The following is a 16390-nucleotide window of genomic DNA, read 5'->3' on the forward strand; positions in this document are numbered from 1 at the left end:
CTCAGCCGACCTTGAAGGCCCGTGTAGCGTCGAGCAGATCGACCGTGCCAAGCCCGGTCTCGCGCAGCACGAAGATGCGCTCGCCATTGACGACACCGAGGGCGTAGCCAAAGGGACCTTCATGCGGAATGGCGGCGATATCGCCGATATGGGCCTGGCTCGGATGGATCTCCGGCAGCATGGTGGCGACGAGATCGGCGAGATTGTCGAAGCCGGCCGCCTTCATGGTCTTCAGCGCGCCGGCCGCAGTGGAATACTCGCCGCGAAACTGCGCGGCGCAATCGACGCCGGTGATCGCCAGCACCAGATTGCCGGCAAGGCCCGGCCCGCAATCATGGCTGCCCCAGACAAAGGGCGTGCGCTTCAACCTATCGATCTCGGCGACGAAACGCGCGCGCCAGTTCTTGACCCTCACAAGCTCGGTCATGACTTCTGCCCCCAGGGAATCTGCCAGTTGGCGACGGTGCTGGAATAGAGACCAAATTCATCGCCGCTGCGGCGCTTCTGGCCTTCATAGGAGGATTTGGCCGGATTGGTCCGCTCCAGCATGGCGATGGCGGCGGAGATGGCGGAAATCTCGATATCGCCGTCCTGACCGACCGCCGGCGTCTTCATCGGCGCGCCATCGGCAATGCCGAGAAAGGCTATCTCCGGCGCCGCGCTCGGCAGGCGCGTGCCGGTATCGAACGACATGTCGTGGATTTCGATCGGCGCCAGCCGCAGATCGTAGCCGCGCACGAGCTGCTGCACGGCGGGCGCGATCTGGCCGATGGTGATGGTCACGGTCTGGATCGTCAGATCCGCCGTGCGCGGGATCGGGCTGACCGTGAGATTGAGGCCGCCATAATAGGTCCGCGCCTCCGGCAGACCGGTGACGCCGGAGGTGACGGTGATGTTGATGTCGTCGTCGCCGGTCCAAAGACCGATCGAAGCGGGTGCGCCGCTGGCGAGGTCCTTGCCGGTGATCCATACGAAACGACGGGGCACAAGCCCCTTGTCGCGCGCGCCGGTCAGCGCCGCGAAGAAGGCGGAGGTGATGTTCTTCATCGTCTATTTCTTCTGAATGACCTTGAAGGTGGCGCCGGAGGTGATCGGGCCGCTCGCGGTGCCGGGATTATGGCTACCGGGCGCGATCAGGCATTTGCAGGCCGGGCGCAGCAGCGCCACACCGAGACCGGCGGCAAAGCCCGCCGGCAGATGCGGGAAGACGCCGAAGACGGGGGTTGCGCCCGCGCCATTCGCCGTCACCGTCTCCGACACTTCGAGAAAGGCATAGCGGTCGCCATAGGCAACCTGCATCTTGTCGCCGACAGTCAGCCGATAGCCTCCCGGCAGACCGTTGAGACTGACCGACGCATTGTCGGCGCCGAGTGCCGCCACGCTAACGCTCGCGGCGCCGAGTTTCGTCCCGTCGGGGTCGGCCTGCGGATATTTCGACAGCGGATCATAAAGAAAAAGCGCCTCCTGGGCGCCGTGAAGTTTGCGGATGCGGGCGGCGATCTGTTTCGCCTCCGCATTGTACATGTCGGCCAGCGTCACCGTTCCGATCCAGAGCGGCGGCGCCAGCTCCGCCTGCCAGACCCGGCCATCGCCGGAGCCGGAAAGCTCGTCATTGCGCTGGATGTCCCAAACGACGCTGGAGATCTTCAGGAGATCGGCGAAATCCGGCAGGCTGTAGGGATAGGAAACGGCCATCAACGCCTCCGGGGATTGCGGTTGATCTGCGCGACGCGATCGGGAAGCTGCTGATTGAAATCATTCAGCCCCTGCCGTGTCGAAGTCTGCGCTTCGCTCTGGGCGACATTCTTCACATAGGCCTTCAGATTGCCGTTCTCATCGACGGAAACTCCGACCGTGACATGCACATCGGAATTGGCGCCCGAGGCACTGTTCTGATTGACGGCCTTGAGGCGGCGATTGGGAACGGCGGCATCCGGCTGCGCTCTCACAAATTGCGGCCCGCCCTCGCCGACGACGCCGCCATCGGCATAGCCGCGCCGGCCAAGCCGCATCGCCTCGACAACGCCGACGCCGCCCGCCCGGGCGATATCCTTCTGGCTCCAGACGACCTCGCCGGCATGAACGATGCCGGCCGGCTCATGCTTGCCGCCAGAGCCGGTATAGCCGCCATCGGCCCATCCAGCGGGTAGAACGCTGAAGGGATCGAAGCCGGAGATGGGCACGGTTGCATTCGAGCCGATGTTGAAACCGCCGCCGCCGCCAAATCCGAGCAGGCTTGAGAAGAAGCCGCCAATACCACCGCCGCCACTCGCGGCACTGTTGACCTTGAAGAGGCTGTCCAGAACATCGTTAAGAAGCTTATCTGATATCTTGTTGAGCACATTTACTGCCGCATTGCCGAAGGATTTCCAGAAGGATTCACCATTCTGCAACCCGGTTTTGAGATCGGTGATGAAGCCCTTGGTTAAATCCTTAGCGAAGCTCATCGCCTCTTGGGCCCTTTTTGTAGCCTCAGTCTGACGATTCTGTTCCGCCACGGCATTGGCATACGCAGCAGCAGTTTCGTTAATCTGTGCGTTGAGGGCTGGCGTTATTGCCAGTTTCTGCTTTTCCGCCGCGGCAAGAAGATCGGCTGCTGCTTTAGCCTTGGTCTGTGCGTTACCATAGTCATCAAGCACTGGATTCAAATTCGCTTGCACAGCAGTTTCAGATTTGATTGCGTTTGTCCGCTCTACGATTGATCGAAGTTCACTTTGATAGTCGTTGCTTTTTTCAACGCCACCAGTTCGAGCAAATGCGCTTCGACCGGAATGTTCTCCCGGCAAGCGCTCAGCCTCAACGTTTGGACGCTTCTCGGGCAATGGCACAGGAACGTAAACACTACTGCTAAGAACCCGCGGATTTTGCCTGTCGAATTCCTCAGCTCGATAATTTTGCTGTTCATTCGCATCAGTTATGAAACGACCATCACCAGAAATAATTGGATTTAACTGACCCAGAGGCGGCAAGTTAGGTATTAGTTTTGTCAAAACTGCTGCCTCTTGTCGAAAAGCGGAGGCTTTATCTGATGCCTCAGCAATTTGACTTGATAGCGTACTAAATTGTTCGGCGAAGGCAGCGACCGCCGGAATACCCGTTGCCAATGCTAAATCAGCAAGTTCGCGTTGTACGCGTTTTGCATTCTCTGCTGTCGCTGTTCCCTTCTCAATTCCTTCGGCCAGCTCGTTAAAGGAACGCTGGAGCGCAGAAATATCCTCGACTTCCGCTCCAGCAGCCTGCAATAGAGATACGAGGTCGGCGAAGTTGATTCTTAGATCGCCTGCAGTTGCGCGCAGGCTCGACCACTGAGCTTCTGCGGCGGCGGCAGAGGCACTTACTATATCTTTGTCGCTCGCAATTCGCTCGCGCTCATCTGCGTACCTCTTTAATTGAGGAAGCGCGTCCCCCCATTTTTCAGCTATACTTTGGATAAGACGCACTTCGTTTTGTAGCTGCTCATTCGCCTTTTTACCGCTATCTGCAGCACTTGCGAAATACTGGATGAGCGCCGCTGCGCCCCCCACCAAACCTGAAACCAATAGCGTTGTCGGGTTTAGCATACTTCCTATTGCGTTGCTTAGTACGTCGAACGCACCTTTCAGGCCACCGCCCGAGGCGCCGAGCAACGCTCCCAGTTCTCTACCTTGCTGAAGAGCGACAAGGAATGGTGACTGCCCACTTGCAATTTGAGTAGCAATATCCACGAGGGACTTGCCGACGTTTTTGTTTGCTGCCGCAAGCGCATCTGCAGAGACTATGCTAGAAGCATTCTGAGAATCTGCCGCACCAGCAGAACTTTTGCTTTTGTCGATAGCAGCAGCGAGCCCACGGTAGCTGTCACCCAGCATGGCAACGCGGGCGCGAGAACTGGAAAGAGGCCCAAGAGAGCCTGCTGCTTTACCAGTCATCACTTCCAACGCACGCCCTGCCGCCCCTATCGCTGTTCCGGCCCGGTCTGAAGCTGAACCTATACGCGTCATCTCGGCGGCGGCTTCATCACCGCCAAGAAAAATAACTTTTAAGCCAAGAGTTGCAATATCGATCACTGGTAAACCTTTCGAAAAGGTGCAAGAGATACGCATAACGAATTCGCGGAGAACGTGTTATGGCTAGTGGGTTGAAGGGTCTAATCGCAGCCACGTGTATAGTGATCATCGCGGGAGGCGCTTACTTCGGATGGAACGCTTTCGAAAAAAATCAGGCGACAAACAGAACTGCGGCCTCGACAGAAGAAGCCAGAAAAGAGCTTTTTGATCTTGCCTCAGCAAATGACAATGAGCCTGAGCGAGTGCGAACCTATTGCAGCCTTATCAATGATGAACTTGGTAAACGTATCACCGATAACGATTATTCTCGCAATATTCTAAGAAACTGCCGAGCACTAGGTTATCTCTAAGGGGCTACGTCTAGAATTACGGTGACATAGAATTACGGTGACAGTGCACTCAAATAAGATTTCATATCTGATCAACACAACCAATGGCCCGTCTCGCTCGTATCGTTGTCCCTGATATTCCACATCACGTCACCCAACGCGGCAACGGGCGGGCGCAAACCTTCTTCTGCGATGATGACTATGCGCTCTATCGCGATCTGCTGGCTCATCATTGCCGTGCCGCCGACGTCGAGGTCTGGGGCTGGGTGTTGATGCCGAACCATGTTCACCTCATTCTCGTGCCGGCGGATGCCGACGGCATTCGCCGGGCTCTATCTCGCGTACATCGCGCCTATGCCGGCCATATCCATGCAAGACTGCGCCGGACCGGCCATTTCTGGCAGGGCCGCTTCGGTTGTGTCCCCATGGATGAAGAACATCTGGCAGCAGCGCTCCGCTACGTCGCCCTCAATCCCGTGCGTGCACGCCTTGTCGAACGGGCTGCCGATTGGCGATGGTCGAGTGTCGCGGCCCAACTTGGACTGATTGAGGATGACGGCGTCACGACCACAACACCGGTTCGCGCTCGCTTTCCCGATTTCGCCGCCCTCCTCACTGCGGGAGAGGAAGAGATGGCGTTTGCCGCGCTTCGCCATGCCGAAAGCATCGGTCGCCCCATCGGCAATACCGACTTTTTCGATCGGCTCGAAGACCTCACCGACGCCACCCTCAAGCCGGCTCGTCGTGGCCGCAAACCCAAAGCCGTCATTGGAGAGAATTAATGCACTGTCACCGTAATTCCCTTGCCGATGGCTCCTGTACTTGCGGCCGCCTTGCCGCCTAGCGTACCAATCGCGCGCGCCGCAGCCCCAACTTCCGACTCCACTTTGTTTGCCGCAACGGCAACACGATTCATCCCCGTGGCGACCTGATCGGCACCAACGATTGTGAATTTCACGCCCAAAGTTGCAATATCTGTCACTGGCATACCTTTTCAAAACATGCGAAATACAACCCTGCGCTTTGAATGGGGGATTTCGTGATTAGATTGTGGAGATTAGTCAGCGTGGCTTTTTTGCTGCCAGCCATTGGCGGCTGTAGCTCTTCTGATTCGAAATTAGTGACCGTGTGCGAAGAAGTTTTGAAATTGAGACTTTTAGCACCGGCAGGATACAAGCGGGTCGAAATCAAAGAATCCAACGAGCCTCTCAACCGCGCCGACTACAAACGCTATTTGGCGGGAGACGAATATGGGCCGCTCATCCAGGGAGCCAGGATGAAGGATTTTGACCAAGGCCGGGTAAAACCTCTGATGTTTGAGGTTCTTATAACTTACGATGCTCCTAACGCTTATGGCACACCAATTCGCGGCACCTCCAGATGTCAATATCCAACTGACAATGAAGACACCTCCAGAGCGGACCGTCTCTACGTAATGGTCGACGGCAAAACGAACGCGGACTGGTTAGAGACGCAACGCTAAGAAAAGCGGGCGACTATGAGGCTTCAACTACTTCTGGCTGCATTCTCCGCGTGCGCTTCCTTATACGGGATGGATTCGCGACACATTCAGGCGGCTGTTCAGCTGAAGTCACGGCATCCGCACTTGTACTCCTTAAAATTTCTGAGAGACACTTATGGACGTTTGGCTAAAGGCTTTGATCGCAACCGCATGCGCAGTGGTAATCGCGAGCGCCGCGATTGTCGGCGGTATTGCTGGTTGGCAATACTACCAGGCATGGCAGGAGGAGAAGGCTGCCAAGCTTGCCGAACGAAAATTCAAATGCACCGATGCACTAAGAGAAGAAGTCCGTGCGAAAGCAGGAGAAAAGACATATGGTTCATTAGCTCTCATGGTTGCCGAAGCGGATGATTGCCGAGCGGAGTTTCCTGATATTCGAGCCTCGTTCTGCTTTCGTCTCTGGAAAGACGTGAAGCTATTCAACGCAGGAGAAACTACCGACTTCTTCGACAAAATGACCTCTGCAGCGGTCAAAGAGGTTGACGCGTGCAACCAAGAGTTTGGCTATACTGAGCCAGAAAAGAGGCCTCTCCCTCAAAACACGAGTGAGTGGAAAGCGGCCACACCATCAAAACCTGCGGCGGCGCTGACAATGGTGGCAACCTGCGAAGCTGCACTGAAATTCCGCCTCGGTTCATCAGCTACCTATACGCAAGTTGACCATTCCAAAGCCCAATTTCCAATGGGTCGCAGTGCGTTCGCAAGCTACCTTGAAAAGACCGACGACAGCATTTCGATGCGGGAAGAGAAGCTGAAGCAATTCGATCAAGGCGTTCTGAAGCCGGTAGAATTTTATGTCTACTTGAGCACAAACGCCATCGTCCAAAGCCGATATCAGCGGATTGAAGCGGCCTGCAGCTACGTCGGCATACAAGGTACTGACGCCGGCGCTGCTGTAGACAATGTGAGACTCACCTACTGAAATTCTATAGCGAGACCCTCTACCCCGCCTCCCGCGCCCTGATCGCCTCCGTCTCCTCCTCCACCGCCTGGCAATAGCGCCCGTCCATGGCCTTCAGCACGGCGATGTCCTCGCGGCGCAGGAGGTTGCCGGTCAGATGCAGCCAGGCGAGCATTTCCTGATGGGAGAGCGGCGCCGGGCCGGAAAAGCCGGGGGCCCGCGCCGAGCGCAGGTCCCAGAACCAGTCCCAGAGCGCATGGCCGGCCTCCGGCACCTCGGCCTCCGGGCTTAAAAGCTCGAAGGCCTCGTTGCGCTCGCGCCGGGTCTCACCGTTTGTATCGCGCACGCAATCATAGCGTGCAACGACCCTTACGGCTTCTGAAAGCCCTTCGGCAAGCTCTTCATAAAATTTGCGCGGTCCTCCGAGGCGCCGGCCACCTGATCGTAGATCCAGCCGGCTTCCTCGACGACTTCACGGGCCCTCTCGAAGGAGAGTATCGGCTGCTCGCCCTTCCACTGCTGCTCGCCCCAGCTCCAGGAGGCGATGGCGGCGGCTGCCTTGTCGAGATATTCGGCCTCGACCTTGCTGGTGGTCAGCTTCTTCTTGCGGCTGGCGAGGAAGCGGTCGCTATGCTGGCGAACGATCTTCTTCACCTCGTTGCTCTCGGCCGAGCGGATCATGAAGGAGATGCCGAGCGGCTCCTCGGTTGCCGGATGCAGGAGCTGCAGCTCGAAGAGATCTTCGGAATTGACGAGACTGGAGATATCCAAGGAAACACCTTATCGGTTGGGACATTTGAAAGTGGCCGCGCGCCGCAGGAGAGCGACGCGCGCAAGGTTCCGTAAGATCGCGCTTACGGCGTGGTGACGGGATCGACGCGGATCGGCAACTGGTTGAGGCCGACCTTGAACTTCTCCAGATCGAAATCGTCGGAGCCGCCGCCGGGATAGAGCGGGCCGGAAACGACGCCGCGCGAATAGAACACCGTGTTGGTCTTGCCCTGCGGCGCGTCGTTGCGCTCGACCTTGATCGCCATGTTGTTGACGTTGAGGGGGTCGCCGAAGGTGCGCAGAATGTCCTGGCCGGGATCGTCGGCGATGGAGGCGACTTCGAGCTCCGGATCGCCGGCGTTGGAAACGCCCTTCTGCTTCTGCTGCACCGGCTCATCCAGCGTGTTGTAGTTGTTGATGGTGGATTCCGAGCCGAAATCGCCGACCTTGCCAACCTTGCCCACCTGCACCCAGGTCAGCGCGGCATAGGCGGTGGCCGTGAGATCGGTATTCTGGGGCGTCTCGCATACGTAGACTTTCGAGCCCTTCTTCGTGCTTTTGTTCGCCATGGATCATGTCTCCGGTTCAAAGGCGGTGTAGGGAATGGTGACCGGTATCTGCACGCGGTCATCCTCTTGGATCGGGCCTGCGGCCCACGGCTCGCCGCTAATCGTGATCTTCACGCCAGAGGCGAACAGCGTCTTGTTGTTGAAATGGTCGATGACTTGGCCGGCAGCATCGAGTGGCTTGATCAGCCCGCCGCCGGCCTTCCAATAGACGGAAACCTGCAAAAGCCCGAGCTTCTGCTGCGGATCGTCGCCAAGCGTCACCTGCCGGGGGCGGTTGGGCAGAAAGCTGACGGCCAAATAATTATCCGGCTTAGCTTGCCCCGCCGGCGGAAAGGCAATGCCCGGCTGCGCCACCGGCAGCGGCGGGCTGAAGCTCAGCACCGCCAGATAGTCCAGCAGCGCAGCCAGAATGAGTGCGTCCGTTCCAGTCGCCATCAGTCACCCGTCTCTATGATGTTGAAATTTCGAAAGGATCAGTCCGTCTCGCGAACGGCGCGCTCGACAATGTCTTGCCATTCCTGCGCCGCAAGCCGCACCATGCCGGCGCCTGCCTTGCCGTCACGGCCATATTCGATCTCGGCCGCATAGGGTGCGGTGAAGCCCATATAGATCTTGCCGCCCAGCGGTGCGCTGAGAGCAGCCAGATTGACCGGCTCGGCATTGGAACCATCAGGCGCATCGGCGGCAGATACTCCGGCATGCATGACCGGCATCGCCGAACCGGAAACCTGGAATGAATTCACCAGCGCCCCGCCGGTATCCGGCGTCCTCTCCACAACAGCCTCCGCCAGCAGCCGGACGGAGGTTTCGACGACATCCTCCATGCGCTGCTTGGTCTTTTCAGCCCAGGCGGCGATGGTGGCGGAGAAATCGGAAGAAGCCATTTCAAGGAACCTTTTGACATGATTGCAAGGCCGCCGCTGTCAGGAGTCCGCTCCGCGAGCCGACCGCTCGAAGTTCAGCAAGGTCGAAGTCCCGTAGCGTGCGCGAACCCTGGACATGCCGCGCGTATCGTCCGCCCTCGCCGTCGATGACGGCTCGACCTTTTGCGGCAGCGACAGCCGATCCAGAATCAACAACAACCGCACCAACAGCCATAGAGCCAACGCGGCCCCGAAGCGGGCAAAGGCGCTCACTGCCGCACCTGCAACTGCCAGAGCACGGTGGTCCCACCCGGCGATAGGGGCGCGATATCGACGATCGCATGCTCGACGCCGGCAATCACCAGCCTGTCGGCAAGCGTCGGCGCGATCGAAAGGCCCGCCGTCGAGAGATAGACCATCCGGTCGCCACGCTGGATCAGCGTATCGCCGATATGCGCCTGCGTATGGTCGAGATCGACCAGCATGCAGGCAAAGTCTTGGCTCGTCTGCGCCGGGTCGTAATCAGGGCCGGTGCTGGTGATACGCCGAAGCTGAGCTTGCTGGCCGAACTTGGCAATCAGCCGCTCGGCCGTGGCACGAGTTTTGGCATAGTCAAAACCTGTCATCACACCACCAGAATGCCCGGCAGAACCGGGCGCAGGAATGGATAAAGCAGACCGTCCAGTATCGTCAGCACCGGCCTTGCAGCGGCAACGGTGTCGTCAAGGGAACCGGCGGCGATATATTCCGTCTCCAACGGCCCCACCTTTTCGCGTCTGACAGTCTGTGCAACGGTGACCATGGGGCTCAAGCTACCGGGGGCAGCGAGTTCGGCAGCCGCCGCCTCATAGGCCGCACAAGTTATCGGCAACGGCACTGCATCCTCGGGAATGACCTCGCCATTGGCCGTCGCCGCCGCCCTGCGCGGCCAGGATAGAGCCTGGTCATAGCCCCCGGCACGAAGCCCGGGAAAACGCGGCTCGTAAAGGCCGTCGACGACCTGCGACCCGCGCACCAGCGCCGCCGCGCGATCATCTTCGCCGGCTACGGCCCAGGCCGCATTGCCCCGATCGGCAAAATAGGTATTGGCAGCATCGAGCGTGCCGTAAAAAGCTGCGGACATGAGAACTCCGGCAGTGAAGGAAGATGGCGCGGGGCCCTCTCCCCGCCAAGGCGGAGAGAGGGAAGTCAGGCTCAGGCTGCCGTGATCTCGTCGCCATAGGCCATGGCGGCCGGCAGGCGGACTTCCGTGCCGCCGGTGCGGGCGATGATCCCCGTTTCGAAGCTCATGATCGATTTCTGACGCGGCTGCAGCGCGCGCCGCGGCATCGGCAGGTGGAAGCGCAGCACTTCCGGATCGCGGCGATAGACGACCATGCGGCCGCCGCCATCCTGGGATGCGGTCGCAAGCTCGCGCAGCGGCTGGATATCCAGCGGCTGGCCGGTTTCGGCGGTATAAACGTTGCCCTGGCGCAGGAATTCCAACACGGTGATGTAGCCGTCGCCGTCGGCAAGCCGCTTGGTGGCAATCAGCCGGAAGGCTTCCGGCGGCAGGCGCAGACTGTCCACCCACTCGACTTCGCCGGTGCTTTCGCGCACGCCGCCGATGAGATCGTTGACATCGCGCAGGATCTGATCGGCGGTCTTGGCGGACCAGAAGGTCGATGAGCCCGTGCCATCCGCGGCGACATCGACGCGCGAGACATTGGGATCGTTGACGAAGCCGGTCCAGCCCTTTTCCGCCGAGCCGATCATGGCGACGGAATTCAGCAGACGCTCGATCTTGTCCGCGGCAAAGATGGCGTTGGAGGCGTTGAGATCGAGATTGTAGAGCGCCGCCTGATTGACCTCCTCCAGATTCCATTCCCAGCCGGAGCCGACCATCGCGAAATCATGGCTGGCGCTGTCGCGCGTCGATTGGTTGAAAGGCATGTCCGTGCCGGCGCCGGAGAGGAATTTCGCCTCGCCCGCGCTGTCGACCGTGAAGAAGGTCGTACCGGCTGCCCATTCGTTGCCTTCAGTAACGACAGGCACATGCAGGCCGTAATTGAAAGTCGGATAGCGGCGCTGATAGATGCGCGTCTCGATGTTGCGGCCCTGCGCGATGACGAAGGAATAGGCTGCCTGGGCGTCGGCGAAATGCTGTCGAACGAATTGATTCATGGATTAGGCGCTCCTGTGCTTGAGCGAGATTTCGACGATATCGCCGTTGCCGCCGCTCGTGTCGAAGAAACAATCGGGAATGGGGCCGACGATGCCGGTGCCGGCCGCGTTGACATAGGCGTTGGCGGCCGGGTTGTAGTAGACGGCGTCGCCGTCGGCGACCGTGCCGCCTGCTCGCACATACATCTGGCCCGAGGTCAGAAAGGCGCCGGTGATGAACTGCGCATAACCGTCCACCTGCGTGGCGCTGGGCAGCACGGTCGGCGTCAGCGCGGCGATGCCGAGAAACTTGCCGCCGGCGGCATAGGGCGTAACGCCGTGATCGGCGAGACCGCGTTGGGCAGGCTGGCCGAACTTGATACCGGCGGCATTTTCCACCGTGCGGCTGATCTTGTTGGATTTTTCCTCCGAAGCGATCTGCCCGTGCAGGCCCTTCTGAGGAGCGTTTCCATAGGTGGTCTGATAAGTCGCCATTGAAGCGTCTCCTTTTCGTTGACCTGGTTAAATGGGATTGGCCGGCAGGTGGGCGGACTGCAGGTCGCGCACCATGGCGGCATAGGCAGTGAACGCCGAAGCCATCGACGTCTGCTCTGTGTTAATGCCGTCCTTGACCGCCGCGGCAAAAAGATCCGGTGTCTCGCTAGCGGCCTCGGCCAGCATGTCGAAGCGCGCGTCGATATAAGCCTCCGACCGCCCCTCAACCGCCCCTTCGCCGACCTTCGCGACGACGACCGCTTTGCGGATCGCAGCATCGGAAAGACCTGCTGTTTTCACATTGCCCGTGATCGCCTTGGCGAGCCCGATGAGGTCGGCGCGGGCCTCGGCTCGCCGCTCGATCTCGACATCGGACAGGAGTCTTGTCTTGACGGCATCCAGCTCTGCATCGCGAACGGCGATCGCCTTCTGGTAAGCGACGTCAGCGTCGGCGAGCCGTTGCTGCAATGTCGCGATAATTTCGGCAGCCTGGTCGCTGACTTCGATCCCGACCCCATCGACGGTAACTGTCTTCGTGAGCATCGTTCCTTCCTTATTTTGATGGTCATCGGAAATGGAGCGTGGGGCTGCGAGAGGAGCGCAGCCCCACGGTGCTGCAACATCGCCGATGCGGACTTTCGGTCCCGCACGGCCACGGCGCACAATGGCGATATGATTGATGCGAATATTCTTCTGGACGGCGTCATAGGCTTCGCCGGCAGGCGTCACGCCTGCAGTGAAATCGAGATCGCAGACATAGCCGGCGGATAGCTCCTGCTTGCCGCTCTCGATGTCCTGAATGGTCGCCTCGTCGCTGACCATCAGCGGCACCCGAATGAAGATGCCCTCGCCGGCGATCTCATCGCCGGTCTGGCCGACGGAATACGTCTTCCAGTTTGCCGACGTGACCATTTCCGGCGGATGCTCATTTGTCACCGGCCGGTGAGCGGCACTCTTCAGCGTATCTTCGGAAAAGACTTCCGCCCCCGGCCGATAGACCCGCACGGTGCGCATTTCCGGCCTGCCGATCTCCGCGCCGAGATAGTTCTGAATGCCTGTACGAGCGATCCGGGCGTCGGCCACAAGATAGCCGTCTGCAGTCCGTCGCGTTCCGGCGACGGTGACAGTGTCTGTAAAATTCATGATTGGATGTTCCTTGGTCGGAAGTCGACTTTAGCGGATGGTGCCGCCGCTATGACGAGGCGGTATTCGCTGCAGATGCGGCAAATGCCGGGCTTTATTCTTCGCTCTGACGCGTGGTTTCCTCGGGGACACCTTCGTGCAGGCCGATTTGATCTACGTCACCAAATGCCCCGATCGCCGCTTCCAACCCCGGCAATGAACCGTCTTCGACGAAGGTGTTCACCAGTGCCTCCGACAAGGCCTGCCGCGAGATGATTTCTTGGCCGGAAGACGAGCCAAACAAGGCCCGAGCCGCATCGGCCTTGGTCTTGAAGATATCGGCCTTCTCCTTCTCGCTCATCTGCTCCAGCGGCGCCCAGGTGGCATAGACGTCCGGATCGCGAGCGCCAGTGGCGGAGCGAATGAGGCATTCGTCCAGCCGCGACATGGCGGGCGTGAAGTCAAGTTCCTGAATTGCCTGGATGCGATCGTGATAGTTCCTCATGTCACTGTCGCCGGTGGCGTTGAGGCCGGCGGGAGATTGGCCGAGCAATCGGGTGACCGGAATATCGGCGGCCCCGGAGACGATCTGCATGAAGGCCATGAGGATGTCCGTCAGTCCTGCCAGCGGCGCACTCTTGCTGTCGTACTCTTCCTCACTGTCGAGGATCAGCGTTCCGTTGACGCCTTTGATGGTGTTGGCCAGCGTATAGCGGCGCAGCACAGCATCCTCGTAGGCTTGATTGCCGATATTGGCGGAGAATTGCGGCACCTTGATAATGTCGATCTTCGCCTCGAAAACGAGGCTGGCGATATTGGCCGCCGTGCTGTCGGCATTCTTGATGGCATCGAAGGTCGCCGTGAGCACACTTTCGCCCCAGCCGTGACCGGCCTGCCCCAGCGTCCCGCCAAAATCCTCGTCCGGCGCCATCGCGCCGTTGAAGATCACCAGCCGCGACGGATGGATGACGACTTGCGCTCCGTTTGTGCCGGTCAGCGTGTAGAGTTTCGGCCTGCCATACCATTCCGACGCCGGGTCGCGATCGATCTCGCCCGCGGCAAGTTGACGACGCGTCAATACGGTCAGATGTTTCAGCCCGCCTTTGCCGATACGCTCGAAATCGAGCGGCCGAGACGGATCGGCATCACCATTGCCGATGAACAAAGCCGCACCGCCGAAGAGCCGCCCCTTCTTAGACGCTTCCAGCACTTTGCCGCGCAGGTTCAGCCGGCGCTCTTCGGCCTCGATCGCCCCGATCTGATCGCTCTCGGCCTGCCAGTTGCGCCATTTGCGGCAACTATCCAGGGCCGGGATATCGGCGATCTTGCGCGGCAGCCAAGAGCCGCGATAGGCGGCAATGATCTGTTCGTCGGTCAGGATCGGCTGGGCATAGAAGACCGATGCCGCCTTGTCCCGCTCCGTCCCCATGCGAGACGCAAGGCTCATCAGCCCGTCGCGAACCATCGAGAGTACGTGTCCCATGGATTATCCTTTGGCATCTGTGTGAGGGAGAGGCCCTTGTTCCGAAGGGCTTAGAAGTTCTTGAAGCTGAAGGAAGAGCCCAATGCCAACTCGTTCAGCGCATCGGCAAAGGCATCCACCTGATCGTCGAACTGCGCATTCGGAAATGCGCAGACCTCATCGAGAAACGCCTCATTCCAATCGCCGCGCAGCAATTTGACATTTCCAGCCTCCGCCTGCGCGGAAGCCGGCTTGGCGCGCGTCGCCTTGTCACCAGTTATAGACAAGACTTTTATCGGAAAGCCGGCCAGCAGCTTGATCTTGGTCTCCGCGTCGGCTTTGCCGGCAGCACCAGGATCCTGCGGCATGCGGATCGTCACCGTCGGCCCATCCTGGGTCGCCATGTTCTTCAGGTTGCGCTCGACCTCCGCCGGCGACCAGCGGCCCCGTGCAACAGCCTCGACATAGAAAATGCCGTTGGCTAGCGCCATGCGTAGGCCGACAGTCCAATCCGGCTGGCGACCGGGGCGGTCCTTCGAGGCGGCAAAATCCCAGGCGCGGCAGCGCTTCGCACCCGCCGGCACCGCATCGACGATTTCGAAATCGCCACGCTGGAACAAGCCGCCCGAGCGCGGCGACGGCCGCTGCTGAAACTGGCCGGCAACAGCATAGGAGCCGAGCGGCACCTTGTCCCGTTCGACCACCGCACGCGGAAACCGCTCGGGAAAGAGCAACTCGCCCTCCTCCGTTCGCGGATCTTCGAAACCGATCGATGTTTGGCAGCGACGCTCCGGCTCGAACTCCATAGGCAGCATCAGATGCTCGTAACCAAGCCCGAGCGCCAGGATCGTGCCCGAGACATCCGCCTCGTGCAGTCGCTGCATGATCACGACAATCGCCGAGCGCTGCGGATCGTTGAGCCGCGTCGGCACGGATTCGCGGAACGTACGGATTGTCGACAATCGTTCCGCTTCGGATTCCGCGCCATCGACCGAATGCGGATCGTCGATGATCACCCGGTCGCCGCGTCCACCGGTCAGCCTTGAAAACGGCACACCCTGGCGAAAACCGGTGCGCGTATTGGCAAAGGCCATCTCGCCCGTTCGCGTCAGCTTCACCCGGTCACCCCAGAGGGTCCGATACCATTCCGAGGCGACGAGATCGCGCATACGCCTGTTGTCGCGTTTGGCGTAGTGTTCCGAGTAGGACGAGCCGAGATAGCGCATCTCCGGCATGTTCTTCGGCCCCCATTCCCAGGCGGGCCAAAAGACGCCGCAGAGCAGCGACTTCATCGTCCCAGGCGGCACGTTGATCAACAGCCGTGTGATCTCGCCTGATGTCACCGCCTCGAGATGCCGGCAGATGGCGTCGATATGCCAACCGTGAACGTAATCAACGGAAGGCTCGACCGCATGCCAGGCCTCACGGACGAAACCGACAAGCGACTGACACCGTGCCCGAATATCCTCCGCATCTGCAGCAATCTGCCGGGCGATTTCCGCCCGCTCCGCCTCAGCCTTCCGTCTCGTCCTCTCCTCGCGGATCGCGGCCATCATCGCCGCCGGATCCGGCAAGCGGACCGAAGAGGGACTCGAGTGTCGCAAGCTGCTCATCCGTGGCATTGGTTAAGTCGATCGTAAAACTCTGGCCGCCCTTGGCCCCGCCACTCTGGCGTTCACTCGGTTTCTGATGAACGTAGGATGCGGCGATCTTCGCCATTTCATCCCGCCGTTTCTGATCCGCCCCGTCGTCGCGCATGACTTTCAGCATATAGTCGAGCGGCGTATCGCCGGCGGACGCGGTTTTTCGCCGGCGTGTACGCGGCTTGCGCGGCACGACAGGCTTGTCGGCAGTGGACATGCTTTGGAATTTCCGATGGAACGTTGAAAGGAAACAAGCGGCTGATAATGAGCCGCTTGCGGTCAACAGTGCGTCGCTGCAACTGTTCTCATCATGCCAAAATCAATACCCCAATTCGGCGCAGTTGGCGACACCCTTGATCGACGAAACAGCGGCAAGGATTGCGAAATCTTTGACGGTGCCGCAGATAATCATTTGAAATCACATTAAAATATCGCACTCTGTCGTCCGACGATCAGAGCAGGACTGCTCCCATTTTCCCTTCAAATGGCTTCAGCGCCAGATAAAGCGAATGACCAACGAACAAG

Annotated in this window: 23 protein-coding genes; 5 read left to right on the forward strand and 18 right to left on the reverse strand. The window is 59.6% G+C overall.

Annotation, left to right across the window (positions count from 1 at the left end; translation table 11 throughout):
* Position 1: 1 nt before the first annotated feature.
* From N2601_RS09900 to N2601_RS09915, 4 genes are read right to left on the reverse strand one after another with little or no spacing between them, the layout of a single operon-like run.
* On the reverse strand, positions 2 to 427 hold the full coding sequence (locus tag N2601_RS09900) for a DUF6950 family protein (RefSeq protein ID WP_104823633.1): 426 nt from the start codon (positions 425 to 427) through the stop codon (positions 2 to 4).
* Entirely contained in the window at positions 424 to 1047 is a 624-nt protein-coding gene (locus tag N2601_RS09905; protein ID WP_104823634.1) for a hypothetical protein, read from the reverse strand. The genes N2601_RS09900 and N2601_RS09905 overlap by 4 nt, the downstream gene beginning before the upstream one ends.
* 3 nt (positions 1048 to 1050) lie before the next feature.
* The gene (locus N2601_RS09910; protein WP_104823635.1) at positions 1051 to 1695 is read right to left on the reverse strand and encodes a hypothetical protein; all 645 of its coding nucleotides are present in this window, start codon (positions 1693 to 1695) and stop codon (positions 1051 to 1053) included.
* Entirely contained in the window at positions 1695 to 4082 is a 2388-nt protein-coding gene (locus tag N2601_RS09915; protein WP_104823636.1) for a phage tail length tape measure family protein, read from the reverse strand. Before N2601_RS09915 ends, N2601_RS09910 begins: the two co-directional genes overlap by 1 nt.
* 23 nt (positions 4083 to 4105) lie before the next feature.
* Between N2601_RS09915 and N2601_RS09920 the strand changes: the two genes are divergently transcribed.
* Both N2601_RS09920 and N2601_RS09925 read left to right on the forward strand, forming a co-directional pair.
* Positions 4106 to 4396 (forward strand): hypothetical protein, encoded by a 291-nt coding sequence (locus N2601_RS09920; protein WP_104823637.1) that lies wholly within the window; start codon positions 4106 to 4108, stop codon positions 4394 to 4396.
* Between the two features lie 83 nt (positions 4397 to 4479).
* A complete protein-coding gene (locus N2601_RS09925; RefSeq protein WP_104823638.1) occupies positions 4480 to 5157 on the forward strand; it encodes a transposase in 678 nt (225 codons plus the stop codon).
* Here N2601_RS09925 and N2601_RS09930 read toward each other — a convergent pair.
* Complete coding sequence (locus N2601_RS09930; protein WP_104823639.1) at positions 5154 to 5363, reverse strand: hypothetical protein; 210 nt, start codon at positions 5361 to 5363, stop codon at positions 5154 to 5156. The two genes, N2601_RS09925 and N2601_RS09930, sit on opposite strands and share 4 nt — an antisense overlap.
* 78 nt (positions 5364 to 5441) lie before the next feature.
* Between N2601_RS09930 and N2601_RS09935 the strand changes: the two genes are divergently transcribed.
* Together N2601_RS09935 and N2601_RS09940 are read left to right on the forward strand one after the other, a co-directional pair.
* Positions 5442 to 5858, forward strand: a complete 417-nt coding sequence (locus N2601_RS09935) for a hypothetical protein (protein WP_158704477.1) — start codon at positions 5442 to 5444, stop codon at positions 5856 to 5858.
* Between the two features lie 154 nt (positions 5859 to 6012).
* Entirely contained in the window at positions 6013 to 6819 is an 807-nt protein-coding gene (locus N2601_RS09940) for a hypothetical protein (protein WP_104823641.1), read from the forward strand.
* 19 nt (positions 6820 to 6838) lie between these two features.
* Here the strand turns inward: N2601_RS09940 and N2601_RS09945 are convergent, their stop codons facing one another.
* The 13 genes from N2601_RS09945 to N2601_RS10005 all read right to left on the reverse strand — a co-directional run bounded on the left by N2601_RS09945 (position 6839) and on the right by N2601_RS10005 (position 16082).
* The gene (locus N2601_RS09945) at positions 6839 to 7144 is read right to left on the reverse strand and encodes a phage tail assembly chaperone (RefSeq protein WP_104823642.1); all 306 of its coding nucleotides are present in this window, start codon (positions 7142 to 7144) and stop codon (positions 6839 to 6841) included.
* 23 nt (positions 7145 to 7167) lie between these two features.
* The gene (locus tag N2601_RS09950; RefSeq protein ID WP_104823643.1) at positions 7168 to 7569 is read right to left on the reverse strand and encodes a hypothetical protein; all 402 of its coding nucleotides are present in this window, start codon (positions 7567 to 7569) and stop codon (positions 7168 to 7170) included.
* Between the two features lie 83 nt (positions 7570 to 7652).
* The gene (locus tag N2601_RS09955; RefSeq protein WP_104823644.1) at positions 7653 to 8138 is read right to left on the reverse strand and encodes a hypothetical protein; all 486 of its coding nucleotides are present in this window, start codon (positions 8136 to 8138) and stop codon (positions 7653 to 7655) included.
* A 3-nt stretch (positions 8139 to 8141) separates the two neighbouring features.
* A complete protein-coding gene (locus N2601_RS09960; RefSeq protein WP_104823645.1) occupies positions 8142 to 8573 on the reverse strand; it encodes a phage tail terminator-like protein in 432 nt (143 codons plus the stop codon).
* A gap of 38 nt (positions 8574 to 8611) precedes the next feature.
* Positions 8612 to 9022, reverse strand: a complete 411-nt coding sequence (locus N2601_RS09965) for a hypothetical protein (protein ID WP_104823646.1) — start codon at positions 9020 to 9022, stop codon at positions 8612 to 8614.
* A gap of 248 nt (positions 9023 to 9270) precedes the next feature.
* On the reverse strand, positions 9271 to 9627 hold the full coding sequence (locus N2601_RS09970) for a hypothetical protein (RefSeq protein WP_104823648.1): 357 nt from the start codon (positions 9625 to 9627) through the stop codon (positions 9271 to 9273).
* Positions 9627 to 10124, reverse strand: coding sequence for a DnaT-like ssDNA-binding protein (locus tag N2601_RS09975; protein WP_104823649.1), 498 nt, complete (start codon positions 10122 to 10124; stop codon positions 9627 to 9629). The genes N2601_RS09970 and N2601_RS09975 overlap by 1 nt, the downstream gene beginning before the upstream one ends.
* Positions 10125 to 10195: 71 nt before the next feature.
* The gene (locus N2601_RS09980; protein ID WP_260303051.1) at positions 10196 to 11164 is read right to left on the reverse strand and encodes a DUF2184 domain-containing protein; all 969 of its coding nucleotides are present in this window, start codon (positions 11162 to 11164) and stop codon (positions 10196 to 10198) included.
* A gap of 3 nt (positions 11165 to 11167) precedes the next feature.
* Positions 11168 to 11638, reverse strand: a complete 471-nt coding sequence (locus N2601_RS09985; protein WP_104823651.1) for a structural cement protein Gp24 — start codon at positions 11636 to 11638, stop codon at positions 11168 to 11170.
* A gap of 27 nt (positions 11639 to 11665) precedes the next feature.
* On the reverse strand, positions 11666 to 12781 hold the full coding sequence (locus N2601_RS09990) for a DUF2213 domain-containing protein (protein WP_260303052.1): 1116 nt from the start codon (positions 12779 to 12781) through the stop codon (positions 11666 to 11668).
* Positions 12782 to 12875: 94 nt separating this feature from the next.
* The gene (locus tag N2601_RS09995; RefSeq protein WP_104823653.1) at positions 12876 to 14243 is read right to left on the reverse strand and encodes a DUF1073 domain-containing protein; all 1368 of its coding nucleotides are present in this window, start codon (positions 14241 to 14243) and stop codon (positions 12876 to 12878) included.
* Between the two features lie 50 nt (positions 14244 to 14293).
* A complete protein-coding gene (gene terL / locus N2601_RS10000; protein ID WP_199773477.1) occupies positions 14294 to 15778 on the reverse strand; it encodes a phage terminase large subunit in 1485 nt (494 codons plus the stop codon).
* Positions 15735 to 16082 (reverse strand): hypothetical protein, encoded by a 348-nt coding sequence (locus N2601_RS10005; RefSeq protein WP_104823654.1) that lies wholly within the window; start codon positions 16080 to 16082, stop codon positions 15735 to 15737. The genes terL and N2601_RS10005 overlap by 44 nt, the downstream gene beginning before the upstream one ends.
* Between N2601_RS10005 and N2601_RS10010 the strand changes: the two genes are divergently transcribed.
* Positions 16081 to 16281, forward strand: coding sequence for a hypothetical protein (locus N2601_RS10010; RefSeq protein ID WP_158704478.1), 201 nt, complete (start codon positions 16081 to 16083; stop codon positions 16279 to 16281). The genes N2601_RS10005 and N2601_RS10010 overlap by 2 nt on opposite strands.
* Positions 16282 to 16390: the final 109 nt, after the last annotated feature.

The organism is Rhizobium sp. CB3060 (assembly GCF_025200735.1).
GTDB lineage: Bacteria > Pseudomonadota > Alphaproteobacteria > Rhizobiales > Rhizobiaceae > Rhizobium.